Raw genomic sequence first — 22,126 nt, 5'->3', positions numbered from 1 at the left:
GTTTTTTAATTATGCTTTCTTGTTAGCTTCAACCATCAAGTCAACCATTAAGTTAGAAAACTCAACAGGATTATCGAGTGGCATACCTTCAATTAATAAGGCTTGATTATATAAGATCTTCGCATATTTGTTCATACTATCTGGATTTGATTCATACACTTTTTCTAATGTGCTAAAGAGTTCATGGTTCGGATTGATTTCTAAGATTTGTGTTGCTTTAGCATCGTTATTGTTTGGTAAGTTCTTAAGGACTTTTTCCATTTCCATAGAGATACCTTCACCACTTACTAAACAGACGGGACTGTCTTTTAAACGTTTTGATAAGACAACTTCTTTAACGTTTCCACCGAGGGATTCAGAGATTGCTTTTAAGAATTCCTCTTTCTCTTTGTTTAACTTTTTAAGCTTCTTCTCCTCTTTTTTATCCATTAAATCAAGGTCACCTTGATTAATTGATTTAAACTCTTTATCATCATAACTTTGCATCACATTGACCATAAACTGATCAATATCATCTGTGAACAATAAGACTTCATAATCTTTTTCTTTGATTAAGTCCATTTGTGGTAATGATAAAATGCTTTCTTTATTTTTACCTGATGCGTAGTAGATGTATTTTTGGTCATCTTTCATGTTGTTGACGTATTCTTTTAATGAAACATAGTCATCACGCTTAGTTGTTTTAAACATGATTAAATCTTGAAGTTTTTCTTTATTCATACCGAATCCATCATAGACACCATATTTAAAGTTCACTCCGTAAATATCATATAAATCATTGTATGTCTCACGCTCATTTTTCATCATGCGTTCAAGTTCTGTTTTAATTTTTGTTTCAACACTTTTCGCAATGGTTTTTACCAGTCGATCTTGTTGTAAAGTTTCACGCGAAATGTTTAAATTGAGATCCGCAGAGTCAACTAATCCTTTCACAAAACGGAAATAGTCTGGCAGTAAATCTTTATTTTTATCCATGATAAATACGCCTTTAGAATAGAGTTGTAATCCTTTTTCATATTTATCACTGTATAAATCAAATGGGGCTTTTTTCGGAATGAATAATAGTGAAGTATATTGTGTTAACCCTTCAACTTTTGTATGAATCACTTTCATTGGGTCTTCATAGTCGTTGAATTGATGTTTATAAAATTCGGCGTATTCGTCATCTGTAATTTCACTTTTGTTTTTACGCCATAATGGTACCATCGAATTCAGTGTTTCTAATTCTTTATATTCAACCGGGTCTTTGTCTTCGTCTTCTGGTGTATCATATTTTGTCACTTCCATTTTAATTGGGTAGCGGACATAATCACTATATTTTTTGACAAGATTCTTAATTTTAAATTCTTTTAAGAACTCATCATAATTTTCTTCATTTTCATCATCATTTTCACGGAGATGAAGGGTAATTTCAGTCCCGACTTTATCGCGATCAATCTCACTAATGGTATAGCGGCTGGTTCCTTTACTTACCCATTTATATCCTTGATCACTATCAATGCTTCGTGTTTTGACAACGACTTTTTCTGCGACCATAAATGAACTATAGAACCCGACACCAAATTGTCCAATGATTTCTATATCTTTGGCTTCTTTTAATTTTTCTCTAAATTCTTTTGTACCACTATTCGCAATCGTACCTAAGTTGTTAATTAACTCCTCTTCGGTTAACCCAATTCCATTATCGCGAATCGTTAATGTGCGATTATCTTCATCACGCTCAATGATTATTTCATAATCTGCGGCTTTATCCGTATCGGTTAATGCCATAAAATGACGCTTATCAATCGCATCACTTGCGTTTGAAATTAACTCACGTAAAAAGATTTCTTTATGGGTGTAAATCGAATGAGTCATCAGTTCTAAAAGTTGTTTTGATTCTGTTTTAAATTGTTTCGTTTTTGCCATCTTTAATTCCTCCTTAAACAAAATTAAATGACTTTCCTATCGTATTATATCGCATCATGTTAGCACTGTCAAGTAATGAGTGCTAAAAGTGTTTGATTGCTTTTTTAGCACACCTAAGATACAATAAATGAAAAGGGTGGTGCGATGAAAACATTAAGACATGATAAGACAGATCCTAAATATAATTTAGCGTTAGAAGAATATTTACTTAAACATAAATCATTAGATGATGATCTCTTTTATGTATGGCGTAACACCCCAAGTATCATCATTGGAAGAAATCAAAATGCCTTTGAAGAAGTGCATTTAAAACGGATACGTAACCAAAAGATTCCTGTTATTAGACGTATTAGTGGTGGCGGAACCGTGTACCATGATTTAGGGAATATTAATTATACTTTTATTAGTCATCATCCTAAAGAACACTTAAGTAACTATGAATATTTCATCAATAAAGTGATAAGAACACTCTCTAAACTAGGCATCAACGCTACATTTAAGCCGAAAACTCATATTTATGTCGGTAATCATAAAATTAGTGGTAACGCACAAAGTTTTCATAAAGGCCGCGTGATACATCATGGGACCTTGTTGTTTGATACCAATTTAAAAGCACTCAACCATTTACTAAAAACACCGACCAAAAAAGGCCATGCGATACAATCACAACCAGCTAAAACTAAAAATATCAAAGCGTTACTATTTATAGAAGCCACCACCGAATCATTTATGAACTTTTTGGTTGATGAAGTTTTATATAATGACACGGCATTAAATACTTTTCATCTAACAGATAAAGATAAATTTATTATCCAACAAATGGTAAAGGACAAATATCAACAATGGGATTGGAATTATGGTAGTGGGGCAAACTTTAAGACCCGTAAAAAAGTAAACCACTCCATGGTAACGTTTCATATTCGTAAAGGATATATTCAAACAATCACATCAAATAATGATGCGTTAAATACTTTGTTAAGTGATATTTTAATCGATAAACCCCTTCGGTATTCTAAATTAAAACAAATGATTCCTCCTTTAAATAAACATCATATAAACGGTGAAACATTAATTGAAAAACTATGTTTTTATCCATAAAAAACCCTAAAACTTAAGTTTTAGGGTTTTTGTTTGGCGAATAAATCGTCTATTTACTAAGAGAAAAAATGAATACATTAAGCAGAATCGGCATTATCATCAGCGGTATCATCATCATATGGACACTCACCATTAAACGGTTGATTTCCATCATTTCTGTATCCACCTTGACCTTTTCTGTTAGCACCACGATACTGACGTTGCATCTGTGGTAATTCAAGACCAAGTTCAGTATAGAGTAAGTCTAATCTCTCATGAATCTCCTCAAGTGCAACAGCAATCTCTTCTTCTGACATATTGACCCAATCATACTCAGCATTTATTTGATCAATTTCTGATGTGATCGCAAAAGCTTGTTCTTCAGTCATTTGTGCCAGTACAGTTTCGTTTGGATATGGGAATCCAGTTTCACTTACCGTATCTGCTAGGCGTCGACCTAAACGGTGTTGTACTGCTTGTACAACATGATCAACACCTTCATTTACAGCCGCGTTAACATCTTCATTTTGCATCGCTACTGCGCTACCTCCAGTAAATAACATACTTCCTAATAATAATAGTTTCATTTGCATCGCTCCTTTTTTTTATTTGATGATTTAATTGTATAATGCATCAAACATAAAGTTGTGATAACGCTGTGTTATTTTTGTGAAAGAGTAAAGAAAAAGCGAACACCATCTGTTATATTTTCAACATGACACTGTGTATTTAATTGTTTAAGTGTTTGACTTACGATATATAACCCTAAACCGGTTGATCCTTCTTTGCGTCTACGGTCTTTGTTTACACGATAAAACGGATCAAACAGATGATCCAAAGCATCGTTTGGAATGTGCACTCCATAATTCGTAATTGATACCTCAATATTTTGTAACGTTTGATTCACATCAATGATGATGTGTTGTTCCTTTGGTGTATATTTAATGGCATTATTCAATAAATTTGAGATCACAATTTCGAGTTTATCCCGATCAGCATAAAGCACGATTGATTCGCTATTAATAACGACCTCTAAATTCTTGTTTAAAGCAAGTATCTTTAACCGTTGATACACATCTTCGATCAGTGTTTTAATATCAAATTGAGTATACTGTGATTGATACTCTGGTGTATCTAAGCGATAGACCATCATCATATCTTTAATCATTTTATTTGTTTTATCAACTTCTTGTTGGATGAGTTTTAAGTGTTTTCTTTTGTCTTCTTCGTTATCAAAGACACCTTTTTCTAGACCTTCTGAAGAGGCTTGGATAACACTTAATGGTGTTTTTAGCTCATGCGACATTCCGCGAATAAAATCAAGACGACGTTGTTCATTTTTATTTTCAAGATCGAGTGATTTTGATAACTGCTTATTCTGTTCATTTAATTGGGATAATGTTGTTTGTAAGTTGGCACTTAAGGCGTTGATATTATCCGCAAGTTCACTAAACTCATCACCAGTGTCCAATTGTATCTGATCCCCACTAAAATCAAGGTTTGATAGTTGTTTAGTTGCGGTATTTAATGTCAGTAATGGTTTAGAAAATGCCTTTGAATACACAAATGCCGCAATCAACAATACAATGAAAATAAGGATAAATGTGTAGGTATTAATTTGCCTGACAGAAGCAACTACGGCTTCAATATGTGCATAGGGAAAAACTGAAATAAATAAATAAGGTGTATCATCGATACTTGTACTGACAACATAAACGATGTTTTTCTCTTCAGAGTTTGGATTGGTGCTATAGTAAAGAAATCCATTCTCTTGAAATGATGATACATCCTCATAATTTTCGGTCACAATGTTTAATATCTCGTTTGAGATAATCGGATTAATCGCCTGATCCATTTCAGGGGTTTCTAAGGCCTGAGTAACGGCTGTAATATTGCCAGAGATGGTGATGGTATTACTGGTATCTAAATCCGGATAAAATTCTTGATACATCGGATTCATGCGTCTTCGACCAGAACGCATAATATTGTGATCATCAATCTGTAATTCGAGTGGAATATAACGTGCACTCGCATCATGGTAAACCAAGGTGCCTGTTACTGATGCATCAACGTTATAGGTTTGATTTTTTAGGTTAGGAACATAAATATCATACGTGTCACGATCAGTTAGAACTGTAATAATTTGTAATTGCAAGACATTAAACTGTTCTTGCAAACTACTTGCCGGTACCAATGATGTGGTTGTTTGAGTACTTTGTGAGAAATCTAAAATACGGCGAGACAGGTCATCTTCGTTTGTGATAGGTAACGTATGTTCAATCTCGGTGAGTGTCGAATCGATGGTGCGTTGCGTGTAAAAGGATTCAAATATGGTTGATTGAAATAATACAATAACAAGAAATACGATGAGATAGAGTAAAGCGAGCGAGATGAATAATTTTTTGATAAAGCTATGTTTAATCTTGAGAAATGTCAAATTTATACCCTACTTTAAATACCGTTTGAATGAAATAATCATACGGTTTTATTTTTTTTCGTAACATTTTTATGTTGGTATCAACAACTCGCTCTTCGACATACACGTCCATACCCCATATTTCATCTAAAAAGTCTGTTCTAGAAATAGCTTGATTCGGTCGTTTCGCCATATAAGTAAGCATATCAAATTCTGTTTTTGATAGATGCAAGCGTGTTTGATCTACCAATACACTGTGTGCTGGTATATTAATGGTTAACCCAGCATATTTTATGATGTCATCAGACGCCGTATTTTTAGGTGAAATCCGTTGTAAAATTGCTTTAACTTTTGCGACCAAAATACTCGGTGAGAACGGTTTTGTGACATATTCATCAATGTGCAATTCATATCCTTTTAACTGGTCTTCTTCTGTATCTAAAGCTGTTAAAAGGATGATTGGTACATCACTAGTCTCACGAATCTTTTTCGCTACTTCAAACCCATCTACTTTTGGCATCATGATATCAGAACAGACAATATCAACAGTGTTTTCTTTAAATAACAGAATGCCTTCAAACCCATTTTCTGCGGTTAATACGTGAAACCCTTCTTTTGAAAAATATGATGTCAAAATTTCTAATAATGACACCTCGTCTTCAATAATCAAAATCGTTTTATGCATTGTGGTCACCTCATATATCTTAATTATATCAGTTTGCTCTTTGTCCATGTGATAAAGTTGTGAAAATTATCCTTATAAACTAAGTTTATCATACCACATTTTGCATATCATAAGAAGAAAGATTTCCTAACTTAATCATACATCAAGCGTTCACACTAGAACGTCTACATAAAAAAACCAGCTCTTTACAAGCTGGTTTTAAGACTATTCGTATCGGGTCGTCCCGACGGGAATAGGATGGATATATTTATAAGTGAATTGGTTTATCTACCACACCGTGAGCTGCCTCCATGATTGATTCAGAGAGTGTTGGATGCGGATGTATACTTGCTGCAATTTCGTCTGCAGTAGATTCTAATTCCATCGCAATCACACCTTCACTGATCATATCTGTCGCATTTGGACTTAAGATATGCATCCCAATTAATTCATTATATTTCTTGGCTGCGATCAACTTAATGAGTCCATCACTTTCCCCTTCTGCTAATGCTTTACCATTCGCACTAAGTGGGAACTGTGAAACGATATAGTCGATCCCCTGTGCTTTTGCTTGTTGTTCGGTTACCCCAACATAAGCGATTTCAGGGAAACCGTAAATGCCACTCGGTACTTTAAAGTAATCAATGTGGGTTTTTTTACCAGCGATATTTTCAACCGCAACGATGCCTTCTTTACTGGCAACATGGGCAAGCATAGCTTTACCATTCATGTCACCTATAGCGTAAACGTCCTCAATATTGGTTTCTAATTTATCGTTCGTTTTGACACCGTTTTCGGTCATTTCAAGGTCTAATGCTTCAAGACCTTTCATGTTAGGACGGGTACCAATGGATACAAGAATTTTATCACTTTGTACGGTATGTTCCTGACCATCAAATTCATAAGTCACTTGGTCATCGTTGACTTTTGTCACTTTCGCGTTTAGTTTCAAATCAATATTGTCGTTTAGGAAGAGTTTCATATATTGATCACGAATATCGTCATCAATTAATGTTAAAATCCTGTCTTCCATTTCAACCACAGTGACTTTTGTCCCTAGATTACTATAGAGTGTTGCGAATTCTACACCGATAACTCCGCCACCAATAACAGTCATTGTTTTCGGGAGTTCTTCAAGCTCTAAGACACCTTTAGCCGTGACTGCACGAGCACTTTCTACAGCATCTTTTAATCCTTCAATCGGTGGTATAAATGGATGTGACCCGGTTGCTAAGATGAGTTTCTTTGTTTCTAATGTCTCATCATTCACAGTCACGGTATGCGGATCTTTGACTTCGCCAAATCCGTTATATACATCTACACCATTTTTCTTGAGTAATCCTTTTACACCATTTGTTAACCGTTTAACGATTTTATCTTTACGTTTTTTAATGGCTTTTAAGTCTACTTCAACAACACTTGTATCACTAATTTTTAAACCATAGTCGCTTGCGTGCATAAATTGTGAATACACTTTCGCTGTTTTAAGCATTGCCTTCGTTGGGATACATCCCCAGTTCAGACACACACCGCCAACAACATCTTTTTCAATTAAGGCGACTTTCATATCTTCTTGCGCTGCTTTGATGGCGGCCACATATCCTCCTGGCCCACCACCAAGTATTATGATGTCATAAGATTTCATACAATCACCTAACTCAACAAGAGTAACATTGGGTTTTTCAAGTACGATTTAAAGGTTCTTAAGAAGCGTCCTGCGTCGCCACCATCAATGACACGATGATCAATGGATAATGAAAGTGGTAAGACATGTTTTATAACGACTTCTCCGTCAACCGCAACAGGTTTTTCAGAAATACGTCCGATTCCGAGAATTGCCACTTCTGGATACTTAATGACAGGGGCACCGAATGTTGAATCGAAAACACCATAATTGGTAATACTGATGGTGCCATCACGTAAGTCTTCTAATTGAATTTTCTTATTATTTGCTTTTTCTTTAAGCGTACTTAATTCTTTGGCAAGACCAAAGACACCACGTTTATCGGCATCTTTAATATTAGGTACAATTAACCCATCAGGGGTATCAACTGCGACACCAATATTCATATAGTTTTTATAAATAATTTCACTTTTGTCATAATCAAAACTACTATTAAAACGTGGATACTCTTCTAATGTTTTCGTTAATGCCTTAATAATAAATGGCATGTAAGTCATATGGACATCGCGTTCTTTTGCTAAGGATTTATTCTCTTCTCTAAACTGTACTAACGCTTCTACAATGACTTCATCCATAACCGTTGTATGTGGTATGACTGTTTTAGATGTGGTCATATTGTCGGCGATAGTCTGACGTAATTTAGAGATTTTTTCACGACGTGTACGGTTTTCATCAAAGTTTGGTAAAGACGCATCGACTTGGATACGCTTAGACCCTTTTGATGAGGTTTCTTTATCAGATTGCGGTCCATTTTTCTCAGCTGCTTGGTAGATGTCATCTTTCATGACACGACCATTTTTACCTGAGCCTTTAATCGTTTTTATGTCAACTCCTAAATCTTTGGCGAGTTTTCTTGCGACAGGTGTAGCAAGGACACGTTTATTAACGATTTCTTCGTCTTCTTCTTCACCTTCAGTCGATGATGCGATCACATCGTTTGAGACTTCAATCGATCCAACAACGCCTGCTCCTTTTTCTTCTTCAGCGCTTTCGCTAGATGATTCATCATTTGATGTATCATCTTTCTGATCTGAATCTTTAACAGTTGCTGCTTCATCCTCGTCATCACCTTCGCCATCATCAATGATAGCTAAGGTTTCTCCGACATGTATCTCTTCGCCTGCATCAGGTCCGAGTGTTTTAATGTCACCGGTCACAGGACTTGGAATTTCTGCGTTAACTTTGTCTGTTTCAACGATGACTAAGGTTTCACCTTCTTCAATCGTGTCACCAACTTTGTATTTCCATTCAAGGATCACACCTTCGTGTATCCCTTCTCCAATATCTGCAAATTTAAAATTCATTTGTCATCACTCCTTAAAATGCCATGACTTCTTTGATTTTAGCACGAATCCGTTCTGGTGAGATGATAAAGTGATGTTCTCCTTTAGGTAGCGGGACAGTAATGTCTGGTCCCGTTAAACGTGTTGGTGGTGCTTCTAAATAAAGGAATGCTTTTTCATTAATCATCGAAATGATTTCAGCACCAGGCCCAAATGATTTAACCGCTTCATGCACAACAAGTAAACGTCCTGTTTTCTTGACACTGTTGGCAATTGCTTCTTTATCATAGGGTTGAATTGTTCTTAAATCGATTAATTCAACATCAATACCTTCATCTTCTAAGCCTTTGATTGCTTTTTCAGTTTCACGTACTAATGCGCCCCAAGCAACGACAGTAATGTCTTCACCTTTTTTAAGTGTTTTTGCTTTACCAATTGGGACTTTAAATTCTTTATCTGGTAATTCTTGTTTGAATGCTCGATAAATCCGTTTAGGTTCCATAAAGATAACCGGATCTGGATCTTGAATCGCACTTGTTAATAAGCCTTTCGCATCATATGGGGTTGATGGAATAACCACTTTTAACCCTGGAATATGAGCAAATAACGTTTCTAAACTTTCACTATGATGCTCGAGTGCACGGATGCCTCCACCATATGGCATACGAATAACCATTGGGACGTTATATAATCCCCGTGTCCGGTTACGATACCGTGCTGCATGAGCAACGATTTGGTTATACCCTGGGAACATAAATCCACTAAATTGGATTTCGACAACTGGCTTTAAACCATTAACTGCCATCCCAATAGCACTACCGATAATCGCACTTTCTGCAAGGGGTGAATCAAAACTACGGTCTTTACCGAATTCCTGTTGGAGTCCTTTTGTTGCACGGAATACGCCACCTTCAAATCCAACATCTTCACCAAAGACAACAACACTGTCATCTTTTTTCATTTGTTCAAATAGCGTTTGATTAATTGCGCTTAATACTGTTTGTACAGCCATGTTATTTCGCCTCACTTTCAGCAAGTTTTTTATGCAAAGCAAGCTGTTCTTTTAAGTCTTTTGGTAATTCTGCATACGTATAATTGAAGACATCTTCAAGTGGTACAAGACCTGATTTTTCAACTTTCTTGAATGTTTTATTTGAAAAGTCTTTGTATTCTTTTTGAAGTTTTTCGTCTTCTTCTTCAGTTAATAATTCTTTATCAATTAAATACTTTTTAAAACGGATAATAGGATCGCGTTTTTCCCAATATTTTAAGTCATCATCATCACGATAAATCGTTGGGTCATCACTGGTTGTATGTGGTCCTAACCGGTAAGTTAACGCTTCGATTAAAGTAGGTCCGTTGCCATTAATAGCACGTTCACGTGCTTCTTTAACAGCCGCAAACATCGCCAATGGATCGTTCCCATCGACTAAGATGCTTGGGACACCATATCCAATCCCTTTAGATGCTAGGTTTTGTGCTTTTGACTGTGCTTCACGTGGCGTAGAGATTGCCCATTGATTATTTTGTATAATGACAATCAGTGGACTTTGTGTTGTTGCCGCAAAGTTTAATCCTTCATGGAATTCACCATGACTACTTCCACCATCACCAACAAAAGCAACCGCAACTTCTTTGTCACCTTTATATTTTGCCGCATACGCAACCCCCGCACCATGGTTAATTTGTGATGCGATTGGCACACTAATTGGCAAGATTCTTAACTCTTCATCAAAATGATTTCCTTCTTCATTCCCATACCAATAAAGATATAGTTTTTCTAAGTCGGCTCCTTTATATAGCATTCCCGCCATTTCACGGAACGCTGGGACCATCCAGTCTTTCTTATCTAATGCTGCAATAGGCGCTGTATGCGCCGCTTCTTGTCCTTTAATCGGTGCATATGTTAACATCCGACCTTGGCGTTGGTATTGCAATGCTTTTGTATCAGCAATACGTCCTAGTAACATTGTTTTGTACATTTTAAGCAATGTTTCATCATCAATCTTGGGAACGAGTTTTTCATCAGTAATATTCCCTTCATGATCTAATACTTGAAAAATTTTCTTTTTCAATGGATCAAATTTCTTTGTAAGCATAACTGCCTCCTTATTAGATTTTTTATAATTAAGAGAAAAATAAAAAAATATCTCTTTATTTGAATACATTAGTATTATACTATAATTTAGAAAATATATAAATTATAAAGCATATTTTTTAGCATCTCAGTTAATGATTGCTAGTTTTAGTGCTATAATCAAATTACGAGGTGATAATTATGGGTAATTTCTTAATCGTTGCATTACTCCTTGGCGTGGTGATTACACTCTATATATTAAGTTACAAGTGGAATAATGATACAAAGCCACCAAATGATGATAAACCATTATTTGAATGTGCAAGTTGTCATGCTGCTGGGTCATGTTCTGTGAAATATGATAATCATGCATCTGAAGAAGCATGTGAAACAGAACGGAAAGATATCGCATTAAAAGAGTTTTATTATAAACAAAAGGAATCATCAAATTAGATTACGATTCCTTTTTTCTTTGGATTATATGTAAAAGATAATAACTGATGATTGTTGTGATAATACCAATATCAATACTCATAAGCCATAAGATGGGCTTATTCGATCCAACGACACCAATCACTGAACTGATGAATAGTGTATTAGTCACCCCTAATAAAGCGGCTGTCATCGCTGCTATCATGCACCCAATAACACCGGATAGTATAACGGGTAAGGGCTTTTTCGCGGCGTAGGGTAACGCACCTTCACTTAAACCAACAATCCCTAAAACAAGTGTTTTTAAAGGATGTCCTAATAAATAGGCCTCCTTAAAGGCGGGATGAAATAGATGGATCACGCCCATGGCTAAGACTGGTATGCCTGTGGTTAATAAAACAGGTCCTGCAATATGATACTCTCCTTCTAAAAAGGCTGTCATAGTAAAACTAAAGGCAGCTTTATTAAACGGTCCACCTAAATCAAGTGCCGTAAATCCTGCAAGAATCATAACTAATATGACAACCCCATAGTTTGCCATTGAACTTAAAAAACTGTTTAAGCCCTGTAGTAATGATAGAATCGCAGGAATCATAACAACATAAAACAAGACAAGTTGTAATACAGTTACGATAAGTTGTAATGGTAATCCTTCAATCTTAAATACGTGTTTTAAACGCGTATATAATATATGATAAGATAACGCAACCAGTAATCCCCCTAAAAATGTGGTACCATACACACCAGCAAGTGCCCCTACGAGTAGATTTGGAATGAGACTTTTTGTACGATCTAAATAATACCCAATTAAAACTGCTAATACAGGTGTAAGTAACCATTCAATGACTGTATTTATATCATCGAATATAGGCTTATACGGTGTATTCAACTCTTCAAGCATAACCATTATCGCATATACTATAACGAGTGGAATAAACCGTTGAAAGGCTTTAGTTAACGCATAGGTTAACGATGGTTTTGGCATGGAATCACCCCGCTAAGAAAAAACGTAGATGAGAATCATCTACGATTCATTGGTTAAATTCAATTTGGGTGGTAAAATGAGTGGGTTTTCACCAAAACTCATCATTATATTACTAAGTAAGGCACTACAGGTATGTGGTACTCCGGCAAATACGATGTTTGTGTTATTCTTGATGATATCATTCACATCCATATTTAAAAAGGAATATGACTGACGTTTATCTCGCCGCATAGCACATTTAATTCGAATCGTCATTTCAACATCGAGTGAATCAATCCCTTCTGAATATACATGGCGCTTGAAAAAGAGACTGAATAAATGCTCGTTTATATTATCAATAAGATACGAATCTTTCGTATTTATTTTCATTTTCTTTTTTTCTTTCATCCCATGAATTAACACGTCTTGGTCATTGTGATATTCAATATTAATCACCCGTCGATAAATGTTACGATCAATCAATTCAAAAAATTTCATGACACACCTTCTTTCTACTTATTAGTTTATCATAGTTTATTGATATGTTAAAATGATTATTGTGATATAATAATGATAGTAAAAAAGGAGTGAGACTGATGAGTGTATTCAGACGACGGGAAGGATTGAACTATGTGTGGGAAGATTCCCCTGTATCGGCAGTCCTTATTGGGATAAATATCATCATGTTTATTATTACCATAGTAACCGGTGGTTTTACCACAACTAATTTTATTAAATTAGGGGCGATTTTACCGCCTTTAGTAACTGAAGGTGGCGAGTATTATCGATTATTAACCGCGATGTTTTTACATGGCTCAACATTTCATTTAATTGGTAACTTACTCATAGGAATTTTAGTGTTATCGACTGCCTTAGAACGGCTAATAGGGAGTTTGAAATTTAGTGCCATATACTTTGGAAGTGGTATTTTAGCGGGATTATTCATTTTATTTGGCCCACAAAATGCCGTTAGTCTTGGCGCAAGTGGTGCTATTTACGGTATCCTTGGTGCGTTATTATATATTACCATTTACCGTAAAGATTTGGTTAACCAAAGTGATATTTCCTCAATTAGAGGCTTAATCGCAATCAATGTGATCTTCACCTTGTTGTATCCTGGCATTAGTATATTAGGTCATGTCGGTGGCATTATCAGTGGATTCTTATTATCGTTCATACTGATTAGACGGAATGTGTTTAAAGTAATCAATTAAAAAATCATATCAATCTGATATGATTTTTTTATTGGAAAAAGCGTGATTTTTTTCTTACGTGCTAAATCAATGACAACATCAGGTAACGATATCGTCTTTACCCCAGTAGAAGCGTTAGTTATAATACTATTACCCCCTGATTGATTTACGGTTAGCCCTGCGGTACTCAGGTTATTTGATAGTACAATAGTTTCTCCACTAAATGTGATGATAGGGATGGTTGACTCGACGTTAGTCACCGTCTGTTCATCGATAATAATACCGATTAACTGAAGTCCCACTATGAAAATAGTTATCACAATGAAAAACGGTGTCAATGCTTTACTTATCTTACGCACGCCTAAGACCCATGAAAACGGATGATCTTGTTCTTGTTCAATTTGGGCTTCAATCATTTGAGGATCAACCTAATCGGCTTCTTCTACCTCGTTAACATAGACATATCCACAAACAGGACATTTTTCTGTATCATCTAAAATGGGTGCCTCGCAGTGTTTACATATCATTATTTCCCTCCCAAAAAATAATTAAAGCGGTCATGACTATTCATCAGGTCATAACCGCTTTGTTATTTATATTATATCAAACTATATAAACTTTTTCACTATCTTTATTCAAATGGTAAAACTGTGTCTAAATCTAACATGTCTTTCACCGTTTTAAAATCTTCTTTTACACCTTCTGTAAAAGGGACACCTCTATCTTGACGATGCATATGGGCGATATATTCTTTTTCACCAGCCGTATAGATTCTTTGTTCACCAGGGGCTTTTTTACTATTACGTAAGGCTCTTAAAATGTCACCGGTCGTCTTTTTAAATACGTCAAGACCCATAAATGCTTCTGGATCAATCGCGATAAAATAATGTCCTAATCCGTAAGGCTTTTTGTTTTTATCTTCATCATACCCAGATAAGGCTTTTAAAAAGTTTCCTGCGCTTAAAGCTGAACTTAAGACTTCAACAAGCGTTGCATACCCATAGCCTTTATACCCAGCTAATTCCTCGCCAATACCACCAAGAGGTGCGAGGGCAGCCTCACCATTTAATAAATCACTTAAAATCTGATGGGAGTCTGTTTTAGGTTTGCCATCACTACCTACAACCATCCCTTTTGGGGTATCTTTATGAATCTTATCAAAGTATTCAATCTTACCCCGTTGTGTGATACTTGTTGCACAATCTAAAACAAACGGGAAGGCTTCATCTGTTGGTAAGCCAACTGTGAAGGGATTTGTTCCTAACATCGGTTCAATCCCAAATGTAGGGGCAATACTAGGGCGAGCGTTCGTCCCTGTAAAACCAATCATTCCCGCCTGAGTTGCCATTGTTGCGTAGTACCCAGCAATCCCGTAGTGGGTTGAGTTTCTCACAACTACCATCCCCATACCATAGGTTTTTGCTTTGTTAATAGCCATTGTCATCGCTTTATGACTTGCGACCATTCCCATACCATGGTTAGCATCTAATACAGCCGTTGTAGGGCCTTCTTTTATCGTATCGATGTCTGTTTTTGGGCGTTGAATTTTTGCTTCTAAGCGATCAATATAAATTGGCTTAAAACGATTCACACCGTGTGACTCGATCCCGCGTTTATCACTTTCAATTAAGACATCTGCGCAGATGACTGCGTCTGATTTTGGTACCCCCATTTTAACGAATGCTTCAACCATAAAGTTCGCCACATCATCAAAGGGGACCCATGTTCTGTTTTCCATTATTATCCACCTTTCTCTTCACTTAATAGTATAGCATTTTTTACCCTTTTTTGATAGTTTTCGTCAACAAAAAAAGATGCTTAATAAGCATCTTAGTCAATATATCCTAACTCTTTAATCATGTGATATATACCATGTTTATGTGGTGCTTTTGCGACTTTTTTAGCTTTTTTGATGGTTGCTTCTGTGCCACTTTCCATCGCAATACCCAGTCCGGCATGATAGACCATATCTTGATCATTATCTGAATCGCCAAAGACAATAGTATGCGCTTGATCAATATGAAAATGGTTTGCGACAGCCTCTAATGTCGATGCTTTATTCACCCCAGGAATCACCATATCATAGCCATAGTCTCCTAAAGAGTGGATTTGATATTCCGTTTCTAAAAAGCGGAAGTTTTCAATCACCTCTGAAGGTTCATAGACAGAAAACTGATAGACTGGCAATTCGTATAAACGATCATGTTGTTCTGGGGTGAACACATGATAGGCGTTAATAACATTTTGTACGCCTTCAGACTGCGGGTCTTTGGCGTATAAGTGATGGTTTGTGGTAATCCCATAACTATACCCTAAGTCATCGAATAAATCACATAACCGTTTCTTTTGATCAAATGAAAATTGTTGGTCATAAAAGCGTTTACCATCAATTTCACAATAGCCACCATTGACTAATATGACAAAGTCAAATAGTGAGGTATCACGTAACGCTTTACTGAGTTGGCGTTTATTGCGACCTGTCGCAATACCAACAATATGTCCTTGTTCTTTTAATATTTTAATCGCATCGAGTGCGCTTTTAGGCACTTCACCTGTGACGTGATCATAGAGTGTCCCATCAACATCAAATGCAAATAATTTTTTCATCAAGTCACCTCAATCCAGAGATAGTATACCACATCTAGATAAAACAACAAGCACAAAACCTTGCAAAAAAACAGGTAGACAAGCTACCTGTTACATGAACAACTCATTACAATTGTTTACGAATCTCTCTAATTACTTTATTCGGGTCTTTAAAATATTGACTTGAAAAGACACGATAAACTTGCCATCCTCTGGCTTCTAAGTAATTGGTTTGATGATAGAGATCTTTTCTTGCATTCGTACTAGTGACATCACATAAGATTGCGAGTTTATAGGTTTGATTGTCGTTATCATATACCGCTAAATCAATCTTAAAGTGGCCAATCCCTATGGATGTGTGAACCGTTTCTGTACGCGATAACCGTTTTTCTATATCATCTACTAATACACTTTCTGCGAGGTCTTTAGCGCTATCTTTTTGATAGAGCTGATTCAGTAACTGTTCCGCTTGGTCATGGTTGTTACGGCTAATCATATTACAGTAACGCATATAATCTTTTAACAGTTTTGGTCCGGTACTGTTTAAATCGTCAACTTTAAGTTCTTCTGGGGTTAAGCTGGAAACAAAATAGATTTTTTGTTTGGCTCGGGTAATCGCAACGTTTAATCTGTTTTCTCCACCTGATTGGTTTAACCAACCAAAGCGGCGATAGATTTTGCCCTCTGTGTCTTTCCCATACCCCATACTAAAGATGATGATATCGCGTTCATCCCCCTGAACATTTTCAATGTTTTTAATGAATAAACTTTGATCTTCCCCATCTTCTTCACGGTAGAGTTCTTCTTCGAAGAGTTTACGGTATTTCCCCCGTTTAAAGAGTTCTTCATCAATATAGTTTTCGATTAAATCACGTTGGGTACTGTTAAAGGTAATGACGCCAATGCTTTCATTGTGTTTTCTTTCCCGAAAGATTTTTCGGATTAAGGCGATCACTTTTTTGGCTTCTTTGTCATTTTGGCGGTCTTCATAAATTGCGTCTTTAACATATACATATTCAATTGGGGGTTTCTCACTGATTTCGTTGTTCGGTGACACAAATAGATTGGCTTGATAAAAGGCATGATTTGAAAAGGCAATCAGTTCTTCATAGCGAGATCGATAATGATAATTTAAGATAATCTCTTGATATTTATAACGGGCTAAATCAAGTAAGCTTTTCGCATCAAGGGAAAGATCTGTCAAACTATCTTCTTCATAAAACTCATCTAAATCGTCTAAACGACCCATCCCTAATGACGATGGGCGTAACTGTTTGGTGTCCCCAGCAATAACGACTTTTTTAGCCCGGTAAATACTTGGGATACCTTTTTCAACATAGAGTTGTGATGCTTCATCAAAAATAACGGTATCAAACATGCCATAGACGAGTGGTAAAATCGCACTCACGGTTTCTGGGGTCATTAGCCAGATTTTGATATGGTTTAAGATTTCTAATTGAAAGTGCGAGATAAAAGCTGGCACACTCATTTTTTGTTTGCTTTCAAGCAGGCGTTTAATGTCCATAATCCGTTTTGAATGACTTAAGTGTAGAGCGTCTTCATAAAGTTTAACTGCGACACTTTCATAATCCATTTGTTGTTTATCTTGATGAGATCGTTTTAACTCTTGTTGGGCGTCATGGACATGTTCAATCATGTCAATCACGCCACTATGTTGTGCTTCAAAGGCTTCTAAGAAACCTGTATAAAAAGCATCAAAGATGTATTTACGGTGACTGGCAATATCCTCAAATTGTGTAAATGTCTCATGTGTATGCAAGAGTCTGACAAAGCGTTTCATTTCTTGATCTAACGCCTCATAATGCTTCTGTAATAAATGCCATTTACCAATGTGTGTGATAAAAAATTCTTGTAACGTATCATCTTTGAATAACTGTTTAAGATAGCGTCTGCGTTTCCACCAACTTGGAATAAAGACGTTTAGTTTATCACGATGTTCACGAATAAACCGCCGTTTAACACGGCCTTTAAATACCCAAGCGTCTTGATATTTTCTTCTTGCTTTGTCAAACGCTTGATGAAATTGTTTGAAGTCTACTTGTTCAGATCGGGTAAGTTTTAAGTTAAAGCCTTTTAAATTTCCGTAGGTTTGAATGATTGTATCATATGCGATATGTTCTCTTAACCGTTTATTGCGTTTAAAGGACCGTTCGAGTTTTTTAAACAATGCCACGGTCGGATGTTTAAATGCTTTTTGCAAGATGTTATACACGGTTTTTGGGGTTAAATCAATGTTCATTTTGCGATCAATAATGTAACGGTGATATAGCTTATGAACGGGGACATTATCAAGTTTGGTATTATACACTAATTGTAAGGCCTGATCTAGTTTTGATAATGTCTCTTTGATATCGTCTTCTAAGGTATCGATATCGTTACTAATCGTTCGAATAGGGGGAGAAGGATCGATAAACTGACTGAGTTGATGATAAAAGGTTTGTTTATCTTCAGCGTCTTCTAAAAACATTGTATAATCACTCAGTGATTTTAAGCGTGAGTAAATAACATCTAGTGCCACTTTCTTTTCACTCACGACTAAAACATTTTCCCCTTTTAACAATCGCGCCGCAACAAGGTTTGTGATTGTTTGACTTTTCCCGGTACCTGGTGGTCCCCAGATGACAAGTTTGTTTGTATGGTTTAACGCTTGAATGACTTGTTCTTGTGAATAGTTTACCTCACTTAAAAACGCTAACTCTGATTCATCTACTGTGATATTTTGATGATCATAAGGGATACGTTTTTCTATATCATATAAGTGTTCTTCTTCAATTAACCCCTCTAATAAGTCATTGTATGTTTTTTGATCTAAAATGTAATCCATATCTTTTTGAATCATCGATGAGTGGCGTTTAAACCGTCCTAAGACAAGCATTTCTTTTAGATGAAATACCCCTTTACGTTGATGTCTAAAATCATCTTTTCTAACCGAGTCAAACGGCTCAAATGTATGGTCTATTTTAGGCCGTTTAATGGTGAGGCCAGAGGCTTCAAAAAAAGGTATGATGGTGTCTATGATATGTTTTTTATCCAGTTTTTTAATATGCGGGGTGTCGATTACATCCGATTGTAAGAATTTTTGTGTGGCTAAGATTAAATCCCGATTTAACACAATGTCTTTGGTCTCATCTTTCCGTAATTTAAAAGTCTTTTTATGTCGGGTAATTTTAACTGGTAAATAAGCAAGCGGGGCGCGAATCGCAAAGTTGTCTTGTTTAAAAATGCCTTCTATATAAGGATAGGCAAGATAGAGTTCATAAGAACCCAACTCTTTTTCTTGTTTGTTGACTTCACGGTAAAGGGTTGTCACGTGGCGATAAAGCGATGCATCATTTACTGGTAATTCAATCATCTTTTTTCGATTATTTACTAAAAAGTCTGTAAGTTCATCTGGGTCAACGAGCGTCGTCATATCTAAACTATGACGTTTGGTCGTTCTTCCCATATAGAGATTTTTATTGCGCCGATTCAGATTGGTTAAGCGATCTTTATAATGATCGAGCACCTGATAAGCATTTTTTGTTAAAGCACGCTCTTTCACAGAGGCGTGATGAAAGGTTTTTAATACACGTAAAAAATCTGTGGCGTAGGTTTCCACAAATGTTTGATTAATCCCCGGTATCGCAAGAAAATCCGATGCTTTTAAAGGCTTTTTTTCAGCGATCTCTCTTAAGGCTTCATCTTTACAAATATCAGATGGTGTGTTTAAGTGATACCGGTAATGTAACGTGTCTCTTAATTGATCGAGTTCATATAATAATTTGTCTTGTTTTAGTGCCATGTGTCTCCCCCTGTAACGCATTACTCTAAGTATACTATACCATAATTTGAATGGTTTGAATATTTTGTGAAAGAAAAAGATGTCTTTTGCCAGTTGGCAAAGACATCTATATATTATGTTTCAGGATTTAAATCTTTGTCATCCTCACTTGCAAATTCTTCAAGTGATGCCATCATTTTGACAAATTCATCGAGTGGTCCAGGGTGTGAGATATAATACCCTTGAATCAGATCGATCGGTAAATCATGAATCATTAAGTATTCTTCTGTGGTCTCAACCCCTTCAGCCACAATCACAATATCTAAACTATCTAATAAAGCGACTAAGCCTTTATAAATGGCAATATCATCATGATCAAATGGTTGACGTGGTAAGACACTGTGATCTATTTTAACCGTGTCTACCCCAAGCACAGGCAATAATGATAAGGACGCATGCCCCGCACTAAAATCATCCATTTCTATTTGAATGCCTAAGGCTTTAATATCTCTTAAAATATCTTTCAGTTCTGTATAACGCATCGCCACACGTTCTGTGATTTCAATACTGATATGACGGGGGTCGATATTATGTTGGTCAAGAATGGTCTCCAGTTGTGACGCGTTAATATTCTTTAGCGTAATCGGTGAAAAGTTTGTCGATATTTTAAATTGGTCAGTCAGTGTCTCTTGTTGTTTAAGACGCTCTAATAAGTCACAGGTATCTTTAAATGAAATCAAATCAATATCTACAATCAAACCAGTCGCTTCTGCGAGATAAATATAATGAGCAGGACTCACTGTTCGATCATTTTCAACCCAACGACTCAAGGCTTCTGCGCCAACAATCGTCTTTTCTTTTAAACTGAGTTTGGGTTGAAAATAGGTTTTGATTTGTTTTTTTTGAATGGCTGTATGTAAATGGGCTTTATAATAGTTTTCCGTATTGATTTTGGTGATAAACGCTTCATCTAACATTACCACTGGATGATGATAATTCATATTGTCTGCGAGCGCAACATCAATAAAGCCTAGTAAGTTACGAATATTAGATACACTTTTAGCCATGTCTTTTACAATCACTACTTTCGGATGTAACGGATAGGTTTGATTCTCATCATGGCCTTGCATCGGTGACTCAAATACATCTAATATCGCCTGTTCTGAAACATCACTGTTATTGACAATTAAATAGGTATGATCTCTTATTTCATAAATATGATCACTCTTAGCAAGTGCTAACAACCGCTGTTTAATGTTATGATCAATAACGTTCACAAACGACATACCGCATGCTTCGATAATCTCGTCATAATTTTGAACTTGTATTGCATAAACGGTTTTGTGTTCTAACGACACTTTTGTCATATCGCGAAATAGTTCATACTTTGTGGGGAATTGTGTATATGGATTTCTCAGCATCACCGTATGCATGGTTAAGGCTTTAATAAGTAATAAATCATAAATTAAATAAGCCATGATGCCTAGGTTAACAATAATCATGATTTCTCTCATCAATGTGAGTTGTGATAACCTTAGTGCAATGACCATAGCAATAATTACTACAAAGATACTTGTTAATACAATATTAAGTCGTAGTTGTGTCATTCTTCGTCTCCTTTTTCATAAAGTGTTTCATAACAATAAGCCCGAATATAGCTAAGCCAACCCCTAATGTATCAAGTGCTATATCGGTTAATTGAAAAGCGCGTCCTGGAATAAACGATTGATGGATTTCATCAATAATAGCGTAAGATATCCCAATCACACTCGTGTAGGTATATTGTTCACTATCATGATGGTGATTTAAGGCGTGTAGTAATAATCCGCCTAGGATCATAAAAACACCAATATGAGCGAGTTCTCTGATGTGTTCAATGATCCATTGTTCAATAAATTGATCTTCCCGGATATTAATCACTAACGTCTTTACGATATCAGATAAAAAATCGGAACTCTCTAAAGACATAGATGCATCTTGGTGGGAGAATAAAAAGATGACAAACATCCACAAAACAACCATTGCCCATCGATTATGTCTCATAACACCACCTCCATTCTA

The 22,126-nt window shown here is 36.0% G+C and carries 20 protein-coding genes; 3 read left to right on the top strand and 17 right to left on the bottom strand.

Annotated elements, in window-relative coordinates; genetic code table 11:
• Positions 1 to 9 precede the first annotated feature (9 nt).
• Positions 10 to 1,908, bottom strand: coding sequence for a molecular chaperone HtpG (gene htpG / locus UMR38_06680; protein MEC9485544.1), 1,899 nt, complete (start codon positions 1,906 to 1,908; stop codon positions 10 to 12).
• Between the two features lie 144 nt (positions 1,909 to 2,052).
• Here htpG and UMR38_06675 point away from each other — a divergent pair, with 144 nt between their 5' ends.
• Positions 2,053 to 3,006: a lipoate--protein ligase gene (locus UMR38_06675; GenBank protein ID MEC9485543.1), complete on the top strand. Its 954-nt coding sequence runs from the start codon at positions 2,053 to 2,055 to the stop codon at positions 3,004 to 3,006.
• A 77-nt stretch (positions 3,007 to 3,083) separates the two neighbouring features.
• Here UMR38_06675 and UMR38_06670 read toward each other — a convergent pair whose 3' ends face one another.
• From UMR38_06670 to pdhA, 7 genes are all read right to left on the bottom strand, one after another.
• Complete coding sequence (locus UMR38_06670) at positions 3,084 to 3,572, bottom strand: hypothetical protein (GenBank protein MEC9485542.1); 489 nt, start codon at positions 3,570 to 3,572, stop codon at positions 3,084 to 3,086.
• 74 nt (positions 3,573 to 3,646) lie between these two features.
• Positions 3,647 to 5,422, bottom strand: a complete 1,776-nt coding sequence (locus UMR38_06665) for a HAMP domain-containing sensor histidine kinase (GenBank protein MEC9485541.1) — start codon at positions 5,420 to 5,422, stop codon at positions 3,647 to 3,649.
• Complete coding sequence (locus UMR38_06660; GenBank protein MEC9485540.1) at positions 5,403 to 6,086, bottom strand: response regulator; 684 nt, start codon at positions 6,084 to 6,086, stop codon at positions 5,403 to 5,405. Before UMR38_06660 ends, UMR38_06665 begins: the two co-directional genes overlap by 20 nt.
• A gap of 247 nt (positions 6,087 to 6,333) precedes the next feature.
• Entirely contained in the window at positions 6,334 to 7,710 is a 1,377-nt protein-coding gene (gene lpdA / locus UMR38_06655; GenBank protein ID MEC9485539.1) for a dihydrolipoyl dehydrogenase, read from the bottom strand.
• Positions 7,711 to 7,718: 8 nt separating this feature from the next.
• The gene (locus UMR38_06650) at positions 7,719 to 9,053 is read right to left on the bottom strand and encodes a dihydrolipoamide acetyltransferase family protein (GenBank protein MEC9485538.1); all 1,335 of its coding nucleotides are present in this window, start codon (positions 9,051 to 9,053) and stop codon (positions 7,719 to 7,721) included.
• Positions 9,054 to 9,066: 13 nt separating this feature from the next.
• Positions 9,067 to 10,044 carry an alpha-ketoacid dehydrogenase subunit beta gene (locus UMR38_06645; protein MEC9485537.1) on the bottom strand — a complete coding sequence of 326 codons (978 nt, stop codon included), beginning with the start codon at positions 10,042 to 10,044 and terminating at the stop codon, positions 9,067 to 9,069.
• A gap of 1 nt (position 10,045) precedes the next feature.
• Positions 10,046 to 11,131 (bottom strand): pyruvate dehydrogenase (acetyl-transferring) E1 component subunit alpha, encoded by a 1,086-nt coding sequence (gene pdhA, locus UMR38_06640; protein MEC9485536.1) that lies wholly within the window; start codon positions 11,129 to 11,131, stop codon positions 10,046 to 10,048.
• Positions 11,132 to 11,310: 179 nt separating this feature from the next.
• Between pdhA and UMR38_06635 the strand changes: the two genes are divergently transcribed.
• Entirely contained in the window at positions 11,311 to 11,562 is a 252-nt protein-coding gene (locus tag UMR38_06635; GenBank protein MEC9485535.1) for a hypothetical protein, read from the top strand.
• Position 11,563: 1 nt separating this feature from the next.
• On the opposite strand, the gene UMR38_06630 is transcribed toward UMR38_06635, so the two are convergent.
• Together UMR38_06630 and UMR38_06625 are read right to left on the bottom strand one after the other, a co-directional pair.
• Positions 11,564 to 12,526, bottom strand: coding sequence for a hypothetical protein (locus UMR38_06630; protein MEC9485534.1), 963 nt, complete (start codon positions 12,524 to 12,526; stop codon positions 11,564 to 11,566).
• Positions 12,527 to 12,565: 39 nt separating this feature from the next.
• The gene (locus UMR38_06625) at positions 12,566 to 13,003 is read right to left on the bottom strand and encodes a hypothetical protein (GenBank protein MEC9485533.1); all 438 of its coding nucleotides are present in this window, start codon (positions 13,001 to 13,003) and stop codon (positions 12,566 to 12,568) included.
• 98 nt (positions 13,004 to 13,101) lie between these two features.
• On the opposite strand from UMR38_06625, the gene UMR38_06620 reads away from it, so the two are divergent.
• Complete coding sequence (locus tag UMR38_06620; GenBank protein MEC9485532.1) at positions 13,102 to 13,719, top strand: rhomboid family intramembrane serine protease; 618 nt, start codon at positions 13,102 to 13,104, stop codon at positions 13,717 to 13,719.
• Here the strand turns inward: UMR38_06620 and UMR38_06615 are convergent.
• From UMR38_06615 to UMR38_06585, 7 genes are all read right to left on the bottom strand, one after another.
• Positions 13,716 to 14,114 carry a hypothetical protein gene (locus UMR38_06615; GenBank protein ID MEC9485531.1) on the bottom strand — a complete coding sequence of 133 codons (399 nt, stop codon included), beginning with the start codon at positions 14,112 to 14,114 and terminating at the stop codon, positions 13,716 to 13,718. The genes UMR38_06620 and UMR38_06615 overlap by 4 nt on opposite strands.
• A gap of 12 nt (positions 14,115 to 14,126) precedes the next feature.
• The gene (locus UMR38_06610) at positions 14,127 to 14,225 is read right to left on the bottom strand and encodes a zinc-ribbon domain-containing protein (GenBank protein MEC9485530.1); all 99 of its coding nucleotides are present in this window, start codon (positions 14,223 to 14,225) and stop codon (positions 14,127 to 14,129) included.
• A 104-nt stretch (positions 14,226 to 14,329) separates the two neighbouring features.
• Positions 14,330 to 15,436: an Ldh family oxidoreductase gene (locus tag UMR38_06605; GenBank protein ID MEC9485529.1), complete on the bottom strand. Its 1,107-nt coding sequence runs from the start codon at positions 15,434 to 15,436 to the stop codon at positions 14,330 to 14,332.
• Between the two features lie 92 nt (positions 15,437 to 15,528).
• Positions 15,529 to 16,305: an HAD family hydrolase gene (locus tag UMR38_06600; protein MEC9485528.1), complete on the bottom strand. Its 777-nt coding sequence runs from the start codon at positions 16,303 to 16,305 to the stop codon at positions 15,529 to 15,531.
• A 106-nt stretch (positions 16,306 to 16,411) separates the two neighbouring features.
• Positions 16,412 to 20,086, bottom strand: a complete 3,675-nt coding sequence (locus tag UMR38_06595; protein MEC9485527.1) for an AAA domain-containing protein — start codon at positions 20,084 to 20,086, stop codon at positions 16,412 to 16,414.
• Between the two features lie 113 nt (positions 20,087 to 20,199).
• A complete protein-coding gene (locus UMR38_06590) occupies positions 20,200 to 21,672 on the bottom strand; it encodes an EAL domain-containing protein (protein MEC9485526.1) in 1,473 nt (490 codons plus the stop codon).
• Positions 21,653 to 22,108 carry a VanZ family protein gene (locus UMR38_06585; GenBank protein MEC9485525.1) on the bottom strand — a complete coding sequence of 152 codons (456 nt, stop codon included), beginning with the start codon at positions 22,106 to 22,108 and terminating at the stop codon, positions 21,653 to 21,655. The genes UMR38_06590 and UMR38_06585 overlap by 20 nt, the downstream gene beginning before the upstream one ends.
• Positions 22,109 to 22,126: the final 18 nt, after the last annotated feature.

The sequence above is a fragment of the Candidatus Izemoplasma sp. genome (assembly GCA_036172455.1).
Classification (GTDB): Bacteria; Bacillota_I; Bacilli_A; order Izemoplasmatales; family Izemoplasmataceae; genus JAIPGF01.
The sequence above is the reverse complement of the archived record's forward strand: the minus strand, read 5'-3'. Positions and strand labels throughout refer to the sequence as shown.

Bases quoted from the DNA above. Each gene is read 5' to 3' on its own strand.
- lpdA (MEC9485539.1), bottom strand. From the start codon at position 7,710: ATGAAATCTTATGACATCATAATACTTGGTGGTGGGCCAGGAGGATAT.
- UMR38_06650 (MEC9485538.1), bottom strand. From the start codon at position 9,053: ATGAATTTTAAATTTGCAGATATTGGAGAAGGGATACACGAAGGTGTG.
- UMR38_06610 (MEC9485530.1), bottom strand. From the start codon at position 14,225: ATGATATGTAAACACTGCGAGGCACCCATTTTAGATGATACAGAAAAA.
- UMR38_06660 (MEC9485540.1), bottom strand. From the start codon at position 6,086: ATGCATAAAACGATTTTGATTATTGAAGACGAGGTGTCATTATTAGAA.
- UMR38_06600 (MEC9485528.1), bottom strand. From the start codon at position 16,305: ATGAAAAAATTATTTGCATTTGATGTTGATGGGACACTCTATGATCAC.
- UMR38_06595 (MEC9485527.1), bottom strand. From the start codon at position 20,086: ATGGCACTAAAACAAGACAAATTATTATATGAACTCGATCAATTAAGA.
- UMR38_06605 (MEC9485529.1), bottom strand. From the start codon at position 15,436: ATGGAAAACAGAACATGGGTCCCCTTTGATGATGTGGCGAACTTTATG.
- pdhA (MEC9485536.1), bottom strand. From the start codon at position 11,131: ATGCTTACAAAGAAATTTGATCCATTGAAAAAGAAAATTTTTCAAGTA.
- UMR38_06615 (MEC9485531.1), bottom strand. From the start codon at position 14,114: ATGATTGAAGCCCAAATTGAACAAGAACAAGATCATCCGTTTTCATGG.
- UMR38_06670 (MEC9485542.1), bottom strand. From the start codon at position 3,572: ATGAAACTATTATTATTAGGAAGTATGTTATTTACTGGAGGTAGCGCA.
- UMR38_06645 (MEC9485537.1), bottom strand. From the start codon at position 10,044: ATGGCTGTACAAACAGTATTAAGCGCAATTAATCAAACGCTATTTGAA.
- UMR38_06620 (MEC9485532.1), top strand. From the start codon at position 13,102: ATGAGTGTATTCAGACGACGGGAAGGATTGAACTATGTGTGGGAAGAT.
- UMR38_06675 (MEC9485543.1), top strand. From the start codon at position 2,053: ATGAAAACATTAAGACATGATAAGACAGATCCTAAATATAATTTAGCG.
- UMR38_06635 (MEC9485535.1), top strand. From the start codon at position 11,311: ATGGGTAATTTCTTAATCGTTGCATTACTCCTTGGCGTGGTGATTACA.
- UMR38_06585 (MEC9485525.1), bottom strand. From the start codon at position 22,108: ATGAGACATAATCGATGGGCAATGGTTGTTTTGTGGATGTTTGTCATC.
- UMR38_06590 (MEC9485526.1), bottom strand. From the start codon at position 21,672: ATGACACAACTACGACTTAATATTGTATTAACAAGTATCTTTGTAGTA.
- htpG (MEC9485544.1), bottom strand. From the start codon at position 1,908: ATGGCAAAAACGAAACAATTTAAAACAGAATCAAAACAACTTTTAGAA.
- UMR38_06630 (MEC9485534.1), bottom strand. From the start codon at position 12,526: ATGCCAAAACCATCGTTAACCTATGCGTTAACTAAAGCCTTTCAACGG.
- UMR38_06625 (MEC9485533.1), bottom strand. From the start codon at position 13,003: ATGAAATTTTTTGAATTGATTGATCGTAACATTTATCGACGGGTGATT.